General features: G+C 35.4%; 5 protein-coding genes and 1 tRNA gene. 5 read left to right on the forward strand and 1 reads right to left on the reverse strand.

The window, feature by feature from the left end; genetic code table 11:
• Positions 1-68: 68 nt before the first annotated feature.
• A complete protein-coding gene (gene gldJ, locus F0460_RS02425) occupies positions 69-1688 on the reverse strand; it encodes a gliding motility lipoprotein GldJ (RefSeq protein ID WP_150009892.1) in 1620 nt (539 codons plus the stop codon).
• A 189-nt stretch (positions 1689-1877) separates the two neighbouring features.
• Here gldJ and porU point away from each other — a divergent pair, with 189 nt between their 5' ends.
• The 5 genes from porU to F0460_RS02450 all read left to right on the forward strand — a co-directional run bounded on the left by porU (position 1878) and on the right by F0460_RS02450 (position 9759).
• Complete coding sequence (gene porU, locus F0460_RS02430; protein ID WP_150009894.1) at positions 1878-5672, forward strand: type IX secretion system sortase PorU; 3795 nt, start codon at positions 1878-1880, stop codon at positions 5670-5672.
• A 57-nt stretch (positions 5673-5729) separates the two neighbouring features.
• Positions 5730-6944 carry a type IX secretion system outer membrane channel protein PorV gene (gene porV / locus F0460_RS02435; protein WP_150009896.1) on the forward strand — a complete coding sequence of 405 codons (1215 nt, stop codon included), beginning with the start codon at positions 5730-5732 and terminating at the stop codon, positions 6942-6944.
• Between the two features lie 58 nt (positions 6945-7002).
• Positions 7003-7485, forward strand: a complete 483-nt coding sequence (cdd, locus tag F0460_RS02440) for a cytidine deaminase (protein WP_150009898.1) — start codon at positions 7003-7005, stop codon at positions 7483-7485.
• Positions 7486-7553: 68 nt separating this feature from the next.
• Positions 7554-8945 carry a nucleotide sugar dehydrogenase gene (locus tag F0460_RS02445; RefSeq protein WP_150009900.1) on the forward strand — a complete coding sequence of 464 codons (1392 nt, stop codon included), beginning with the start codon at positions 7554-7556 and terminating at the stop codon, positions 8943-8945.
• Positions 8946-9684: 739 nt separating this feature from the next.
• A tRNA-Val gene (locus tag F0460_RS02450) sits at positions 9685-9759 on the forward strand.
• The last annotated feature ends 197 nt before the right edge of the window (positions 9760-9956 follow it).

The raw sequence follows: 9956 nt of genomic DNA on the forward strand, positions 1-9956 counted from the left end.
AAAGTCCTAATCAGTAAAAGATTAGGACTTTTTTATTTATTAAGGTTACTTTTATAATGAAGATCTAATTAACCTCTTGCTTTTTTCTTGCTGTTAGATTTAGTGTTACCTACTTTTGTCATTGCATTTCTAAATCCAACGAAGTCAGATGCAGAATATTGATCAATAAATCTACGTGTTGCAGGATCTAACCAATAAGCTCTGTCTTTCCAAGACCCCCCCTTAATAACACGTGAATTGTTGTTAATTAAACTTGTTCTTGCAGCATCATCTAATGTGTATGTTAAATTACCTTGAGCGTCATAAACAGCTTGGTCTTGAGGTGAATTGTACATTGTACCTTTTTGACCAACTTTTTCAAATGTATCACCATCTTTATAAGCTATACTGTTATCACCTTGGAAATTTCTTCTTTGGAAGGTGTCTTCAGTTCCAACTCCTTCTTTTTGAACTTCACCAGGTAATGCACGTGGGCGTAGTTTTCCGTTTGGTAATGTGTCGTATTCAATATTTGCACTTACAACCTGTACCGTTCCGTCTGGACCAATAACACTTTTGTTGTAAACGTTTCCACGGAAATAGTTCATATCGTTAACTTCAGAAGAAATTGCCGGACGGTAAACGTCTGCAACCCATTCAGCAACGTTTCCTGCCATATCATATAATCCCCAATCATTTGAAGGGAATGATTTTACAGCAGTAGTAATTTCACCAGCATCTGTAGACCATCCTGCGATACCGCCGTAATCTCCACGACCTTGCTTAAAGTTAGCTAAATAATCTCCTTTTGATTTACGTGAGTTTGTACGAACATCGTCAGATCCCCAAGGATATTTGTTTCTACCTTGTTGATTGTTGTAAACACGGTCTGATTTTCTTACGCTAGCTGCATATTCCCATTCAGCTTCTGTTGGTAAACGGAATTCAGCAGAAATAATACCATATTCCATTTTTGCATAAACACCGTTTTGACCGTCTTTGGCACGATTCTTAACACCTTTAAAAACAATACTGTCATTACCTGCATAAGCTTTACTAGGTGCCTTTAAATAAGTATCGGTAGAAAATGTTTGTTCTCCGTATGCTTTATCTGTTTTAGCGTTTTTGGCAATGTAACCCGCACGCTCTAAATTTAATTCGTTCACACGGTCCGTTCTCCATTTAGAGAAGTCGTTAGCCTGAACCCATGAAACACCAACTACAGGATAGCTTTGGTAGGCAGGGTGGCGTAAATACGTGTTTGTTAAAGTTTCTGTGAACCCTAACTGATTGCGCCATACTAAAGTATCTGGTAACGCAGAAGAATATATCTGACGGTATCTTGCTTCAGTTGGTGGGTAAACCGCTTTGGTCCATGAAAGATATTCTGTGTACATAAGGTTTGTTACCTCTGTTTCGTCCATAAAAAACGATTGTACATATTGTTGTGTAGCGCCGTTGTTCCACTCGCCCATAACGTCATCTTGTACGCGTCCCATTGTAAATGTACCCCCTTCAATAGCAACCATTCCATAAGGAACTTCGGTGCCATCGTATGACGTGTTATATTGGAAACCACCTTTTTTGTCGTTTATTTTCCAGCCGGTTGCCGAAGACGAAGTAGCGTTACTGTTTCCACAACTTGTAAGTCCAATTGACGCTGCCATTACAGCTATCAATTGTAGTGTCATAATTTTATTAATCTTCATTGTTAAAGTAGGTAATAAATTTCGTTGCAATATAATAATTAGCTTTTGATTAACAATATTAAAATCAAAAATATTTAAAAAAAACTTAAAAAATGAAAAATATTAAAGTCTTCCTATACGTTGTACTTATAAATGTAATATTTTAATTATTTTTATCAAATTATTAATAGATGTTTATTTTCTATATAAATGAAAAGACTGTTACCTGTTTTTGCTTTCTTGGGTTTTTATACCGTAAATGCCCAAACTAAAGATGTTCAATTACAATGGACCGAGCAAACTATTACTATAAGTAGTGAAGAAAGCTTTTTTGTACCGAGTTTTCAACAAGAGTATTTTAGATATAATTCAAGCGAAAAAATCGTTCGTGCAAGTGCCTATATAAATAATGTGCAAGGAGATCAGGTGCGAATTGTTTCACAAAACCTGCAGGCTATTGATATTTCAAAGTACAAAGATATCAATCCTAAAAACATTCCGGCTACTATAAACCCAACCGTACGTATTTACACAACAAAAGGTGTGCGATCTGCAATTGTAGATTTCAACCCAATTGTTAAAACAGGAAGCGGATACAGTAAAGTAACCAATATTGTGTTCGAAATTTTAGGAGGAAAAAGCAATCAAGCAAAAGGTACCGATTTTAGTGTTCAAAATTCTGTTCTTGCTCAAGGAAACTGGTATAAGTTCAAGGTGAACGAAACAGGAGTTTATAGGTTAGATCGAAACTTCTTTGCTAAATTAGGTATTCCAAACGATGTTGATCCACGAACGATTAAGGTTTACGGATATGGTGGAGATATGTTGCCGCTTGCAAACAGTGAAAACCTGTATTTTGATCTTCCTGAAGTTGCCATTCAGTTTCAAGGTGAACAAGACGGTACTTTGAATGACGCAGATTATGCACTTTTTTATGCTGTTGGAACAAAAGGTTGGAGCGAAGAAAATGCTACCCATTTAAATTTGTATAGTAACGATGCTTATTATTATGTTACGTATGGCGGAACAGTTGGTAAGCGTATGCAAACGTATATCGAGCCTGCTGGTGCGGCAACGGTTAACTATACAGATTATATTGCGCGATCTTACGATGAAAAAAACATTGAAAACGTTGTGCAGTTAAGTAGAAAAACGTTTGGTGAAAATTTCGGACAAAGTTTTAACAAGCAAGTTGTTTTACAAACCCCAATGTTAAATTCATCAAAACCGGCAAAAATAGGTGTGAATGTAGCTGCAATTTCGCAAAATCAATCATCTTTTAATATTGCTTTAAACAACCAGCAAATTGGTACACGAAGCGTGAATGGTAAATCAAGTAGTGTTTTAGGTGGTGAAGGTTATTTTTCGCACGAAATGAATTTGAACAGCGAAACCAATAACTTTACAATTAGCTTTAATAATAACGGAGTTCCATCTGCACGCGGATTTATAGATTTTATTGCTATTGATTACTACAAACATTTGGCAGGATACAACAAACAGTTTAAATTTAATTTTACGGATGCTGTTTCTCAAGTCGGTGTAGGATCTTTCCAAATAAACAGCGCGCAAAGCATTACGCAGGTTTGGGATGTTACCGATCGTTACAATGCAACTTTTAAACCAAATACAGCGGGTGCTATAAGCTTTAAAATGCCTTTGGGTGAATTAAGAGAGTATGTTGCGGTAGATCAAAATGATTTTTATACTCCTGCCGATGTTCCAAATTCTAAAGTTGTAAATCAAAATTTAAAAGGAACCATTTTATCAGGTGGAAATGTAGATTACATTATTATCACAACAAATGAGTTGGTTTCAGCGGCAAATCGATTGGCAAATCTTCATAAAACACAAAGTAATTTAAATGTTAAAGTTGTTCCGTTAGACGCTATTTATAACGAGTTTTCGTCGGGTCAGCAAGATATTGCTGCTATTCGTAACTTTATACGTTATGTGTATTTTGCAGGAAACCAAACCCTGAAATATGTGAATTTAATGGGCGATGCTTCAACAAATTATTTTGAAACATCATCTAATCTGGTGCCGATTTTTCATTATTTGTATACAGATTTGTCTGCATCGTCATCGCAAAATTTTAATGATTGGAGCACTTTTGCAACAGATGATTTCTATGCATTGTTAGATGAAACCGAAGGAAATTTTCCAAGTCAGGATTATATAGGAATTGATTTAAGTATAGGTAGAATGCCTGTTACTAATGTACAGGAAGCTAATGCTATGATTAATAAAATAGAGCAATACTTAAGTAAAGATAATTTCGGCAGATGGAAAAATGTTTACACAGCTCTTGCTGATGATGTTGATAGCGGAAGCGATGTAGGTTTACAAGTTGCATTAAATGAAATGGCAGACGAATTGGTAGCAAGTAAACCTTATTTTAATGTTAAAAAAGTTATTGCCGATTCGTATCAGCAACAAGTTGTAGCAGGTGGTCCAAGATATCCTAAAGCTAAAGAAGATTTTTTAAACGGAATAAATAACGGAAGTTTAGTCGCTAGTTATTTAGGGCATGGCTCTGCAACTGGCTTGGGTGGAGAACGTTATTTTGAAATTCCTGATATTGAAAAATTAACGAATACAGATAAATACCCATTGTTTGTAATTATGACTTGTGATTTTACACGTTTCGATGATCCTTCGCAGAAGTCAGGTGGTGAATTTCTGTATTTACGTGAAAAATCGGGTGCAATTGGTATTTTTGCAACAACCCGTAAAATAGGTATTAGCAATGCAGAAACGGCTACAAAAGTAGGCGCGAAATGGTTGTTCGATTATGACAATACGTTGCCTGATTTGTCAATGGCAGAGGCTTTAATGAACATGAAAAATGACAATGTTAGAGAGCAAGGTATGATCGCTTTTATTGGTGATCCAGCTTTAAAGTTGGCAATGCCAAAACCAAATATTGTTATTACACATGTTAACGAAGAGCCAATTGAGAATTTTACAAGCAGTTTACGTGCTTTGGATCGAGTGAAGTTAAAAGGACAAGTTACAACAGAAGGTGGTCAGGTGATTTCGAATTTTAACGGAAATCTGGCTGTTCAAATGTTCGATAAAAATCAAGAAAAAACTACATTAATTAACGATGGTGTAGGTGATCCAATGACTTTTACTACCTTAGGAGAAACTGTGTTTCGTGGAAATGCATCAGTATCAAACGGAGTTTTCGAAATTGAATTTGTAGTTCCAAAAGATATTAAAATTGCAGTAGGTGAGGGGAAAGCAAGTTTTTACGCCGTGAAAGAAGCAAATGTTTTAGATGATTATACAGGTGCAAATACTACCATTAAGATTGGTGGTGTAAACGAAAATGCTGCCGAAGACAATAAACCGCCGCAGATTAAACTGTTTATGAACGATGAAACTTTTATTTCGGGTGGAATCACCAATAATGCACCATTGTTCTTAGCACATTTAGAAGATGAAAACGGAATGAACACAGCCAGCGGAATTGGTCATGATATGGTGGCGATTTTAGATGGCGATGAAAACAATCCTATTGTAATGAACGAGTTTTACGAAACCGAACCTAATAATTTTATGAAAGGTTTTATTAACTATCCGTTCAGTAATTTAAAAGAAGGTTTGCATACTATTACATTTAAAGGTTGGGATGTGTACAATAATTTGGCAACAGCCACGTTAGACTTTGTAGTGGCTGCTGATTCAGGTTTGGTTTTAGACAGAGTTTTAAACTATCCTAACCCGTTTGTAGATTATACCGAGTTTTGGTTTCAACACAACCGCCCTAACGAAACATTACAGGCACAAGTTCAAATATTAACTGTTTCGGGTAAAATTGTAAAAACAATCAATCAAGCCATTGTTTCAGACGGAATTTTATCAAAAGATATTAAATGGGATGGGCGCGATGATTTTGGCGACAGAATTGGTAAGGGCGTGTATATCTATCGTTTAAAGGTAAAATCAACAGTTTCGGGTCAGCAGGCAGAGAAAATTGAAAAGTTAGTTATCTTATAGTTTAATAAATCTATTTAAAAACTAATTTTTATATTTGTTCAATATAATAAAATATACATGAGAAAAATTTCAATAGCAGTTGTTAGTTTGTTTGTAGTAAATTCATCATTTGCACAACAACAATTACCTGTTCCGGCAGGACATCCGCTAGAATATAATCCCGCAATAACAACAGGTGTTTCTTTTTTAACGATAACTCCAGATGCACGTTCAGGTGCATTAGGTGATATGGGAGTTGCAACTTCGGCTGATGCTTTTTCGCAATTTTACAATCCCGCGAAATATGCTTTTGCAGAAAAACAACAAGGTTTTGCGTTATCGTATACTCCGTATATGTCAAAAATTGCCAGCGATATATCATTAATGGGTGTAAGTTATTATAATCGTGTAAATGAACGTAGTGCAGTTGGTGCCAGTTTGCGTTATTTTACCTTGGGTGAAATTAACTTAACAGATAATCAAGGTCAGTTTCAAGGCGTTGAAAAACCAAATGAATTTTCTGTTGATGTTTCTTATACCATTAAATTTTCAGAAAATTTTGGTATGGCAGTTGCAGGTAGATATATCAGTTCTAACTTGAAATTACGTGGAGACGGTGAAACAAGTGCAAGTACATTTGCTGTTGATGTGGCCGGTTTTTACGAAAGTGATCGTATCCAGATGAGTAATTCCGAAGGAAGATTACGTGCCGGTTTCAACTTTCAAAATATGGGGCCTAAAATTAATTATACGGGTGATCTTCAAAGAGCAAGTAATATTCCAACTACTTTACGTTTAGGTTTGGGGTATGATTTTATATTGGATAATTACAACACGGTTACTGTTTACGGAGAAACAACCAAACTAATGGTTCCTTCTAATATCCAACCAACTTTTAAAGATTCAAACGGTAATGGTGAATTAGATGCAGAAGAACAGTCAACAGTTAATAATGGATTACAAGAATACCGCGATATAGGTTGGTTTTCTGGAATGTTTAAATCATTTGGTGATGCACCAGGAGGTTTTGGTGAAGAAATGCGTGAGTTTACTTGGTCGTTAGGTGCGGAATACTGGTATCAAAACTCGTTTGCTTTCCGTTTAGGATATTTTAACGAAGCAGAAGATAAAGGGGCACGTAAATTTGCAACTTTAGGTGCTGGTTTTAAATACAACATTGTAAATATCGATGTTTCTTACTTGGTAGCAACTGGTAAAATTCAAAACCCATTAGAAAATACATTACGTTTTTCTTTAACCTTTAACTTTGGTAGAGATTATTTCAAAAACTAATTTATAATCAATTTTTTTATAAGTCCAAGCGTTTACGTTTGGACTTTTTTGTCTGTTTATGAAAGCAATCAATATACGAACAACATTGTATTCTTTTAATTCAATTAATGATTTACCTGCCAATGTTCATGATTTAATGAATCAGGCAATCAAAATCCGATCAAAAGCCTATGCGCCTTATTCAAAATTTCAGGTTGGTGCAGCTGTATTATTAAAAAGCGGAATTGTTGTTTTAGGATCAAATCAAGAAAATGCGGCGTATCCATCGGGGCTTTGTGCCGAACGAACAGCGGTTTTTGCAGCTGGAGCTAATTATCCTAACGATGAAATTGTCTGTATTTGTATTTCGGCATCTTCAACCTTAAAAGATACATTAGAACCAATTCCACCATGTGGAGCTTGTAGACAATCGTTATTGGAATATGAAAACAGACAAAAAAACAATATTCCAATTTATTTTATGGGTAAATCGGGAGAGGTTGTTCAATCGCCATCAATCCAAAATTTATTACCTTTTATTTTTAAAGAAGATAGTTTGTAAACTTAAATTAAAAATCATTTCTTACTTTTGATTTTTAAAGCGGCATTTGTTGCGATATAAAATATTTTATGATAAAATCAATTTGTTGCATTGGTGCCGGATACGTTGGTGGTCCAACAATGGCAGTCATTGCATTAAAAAATCCACATATAAAAGTTACGGTTGTCGATGTAAATCAAGATCGAATCAACGCTTGGAATTCTCAAGATTTAGACTTTTTACCTATTTACGAGCCGGGTTTAGCTGATATTGTTGCGAAAACACGAAACGTGAATTTATTTTTCAGTACTAATGTTGATGAAGCGATTGATCAGTCCGATATGATTTTTATCTCGGTTAACACACCTACCAAAACTTACGGAATAGGTAAAGGAATGGCTGCTGATTTAAAGTATATCGAACTTTGTGCACGACAAATTGCCCGCGTTTCAACAACAGATAAAATTGTAGTCGAAAAATCTACTTTGCCCGTTCGTACCGCATCAACCATAAAAAGTATTTTAAAACAATCGCACAATAATGTAAAATTCGAGATTCTTTCAAATCCCGAATTTCTTGCCGAAGGCACTGCGATTACAGATCTTTTAAACCCAGATCGAGTTTTAATTGGCGGCGATTATCATACCGAAGGTGGCAAAAATGCCATTGTAGCTTTAACCGGTATTTATCTTAATTGGGTTACTGGCGATAAAATTATCACAACAAATATTTGGTCAAGCGAATTGTCTAAGCTTACTGCCAACGCATTTTTGGCACAGCGAATAGCCTCTGTTAACGCCATGTCGGCAATTTGCGAAGTAACCGAAGCAAATGTAGATGAGGTTGCTTATGCAATTGGAAAAGACACGCGTATCGGAGAAAAGTTCTTAAAAGCATCGGTAGGTTTTGGCGGATCTTGCTTTCAAAAAGATATTTTAAATCTGGTTTACATAGCAAAATCTTTCAGTTTAAACGAAGTTGCCGATTATTGGGAACAGGTAATTTTAATGAATAACTACCAAAAAAAGCGTTTTGCACAAAAGGTTGTTCAAAAAATGTTCAATACCGTTTCAGGAAAAAAAATTGTGCTATTAGGTTGGGCATTTAAAAAAGATACAAACGATTCTCGTGAATCTGCCGCAATTGATATCGCTAATTATTTAATCGAAGAACAAGCCGAACTGCATATTTATGATCCAAAAGTTACCGCACAGCAAATTTTTTCCGATTTAGAACGAATTACCGACGATAATTTACAACATTTGCAAGAAAAAGTACACATATATAATAGTACAGATGCGATTTTTAACAACGCGCATGCCCTAATAATCCTAACCGAATGGGATGAATTCAAGGTATACAATTATAAATACATCAAAAACCAAATGTTAGAACCAGCTTTTATTTTCGATGGTCGAAACGTTTTAAACTCTGCCGAAATCCAGGAAATTGGTTTTCAATATTACGGCATAGGTAAGTAAATAACATAATCCCGTTAGTTCACTAGCGGGATTTTTTTGTTTTTGGGCGTTCCCCTTACATTTAGTTTCAAAACAAAATCTGGAAAAATCATCATAGAAGCTAACATAAAATTCGATTAAGTATTTGGTGGCGAACTATTCGCTCCAAGTCCTCGCTCTTCGTGCCTCCTCGCTGAGGGCTATCCGCTACTATCCCTAACGCAAGCCGTTATATTCACGAATTTTGTCATGCCGAACTTGATTCGGCATCTCATTAAGCCTCGGTACACTATTTATGAAGTGTTTATAAATGAAATCCGTGTAAATCAATGAATCTGTGGTTAATGGTTTAAGGTTTCAAGTTATTTTGATACATCAATTGCCCTGAACTTTAGTTAGGGGGTTATTGTAAATTAAAGTTGGCTTTAGACAAATAGTAAAAAGAAATCAGCGTAAATCCGCGCAATCAGTGGTTAAATAAAAGAATAGCTGCGAGCTTCAGCCAAACATCCTGCACCAAGCATCCAACATTAAACGCAAATAAATCATCCGTGCATCTGTGGGAAAATACACTCTGTCAGCTTCTTACAAAAAAGAATAAAAAACTTTGCAGAATCATTTGGAAGATCGGAAAAAACAGTGCTATATTTGCAACCGCTTTCAGAACAAGTAAAGCCACGTTCCTAGAAAAAAAAGTAAAAAATAAATTTGGATTAAATAGTAAAGATTTTGTATCTTTGCCATCCGTTCAAAAAAGAAAGGGCGATTAGCTCAGCTGGTTCAGAGCACCTCGTTTACACCGAGGGGGTCGGGGGTTCGAACCCCTCATCGCCCACAGAAAAAAAACTTTCAAAATAATTTAAAAAAAGTTTTGCTGGTTTAAAAAAGATTACTACTTTTGCAACCGCTTTGAGATACAAGTGAAGAAAAGAAGACAAGTTCATAGACATATTGGATTAACAGAAAAATAAAGAGTAAGAGCTTTTAGGAAACTAAAAGGTCTTAAACGCAACATCAAAAATATAAAAAACA

Source organism: Paenimyroides baculatum (assembly GCF_008629655.1).
In the GTDB taxonomy this organism is placed as follows: Bacteria; Bacteroidota; Bacteroidia; order Flavobacteriales; family Flavobacteriaceae; genus Flavobacterium; species Flavobacterium baculatum.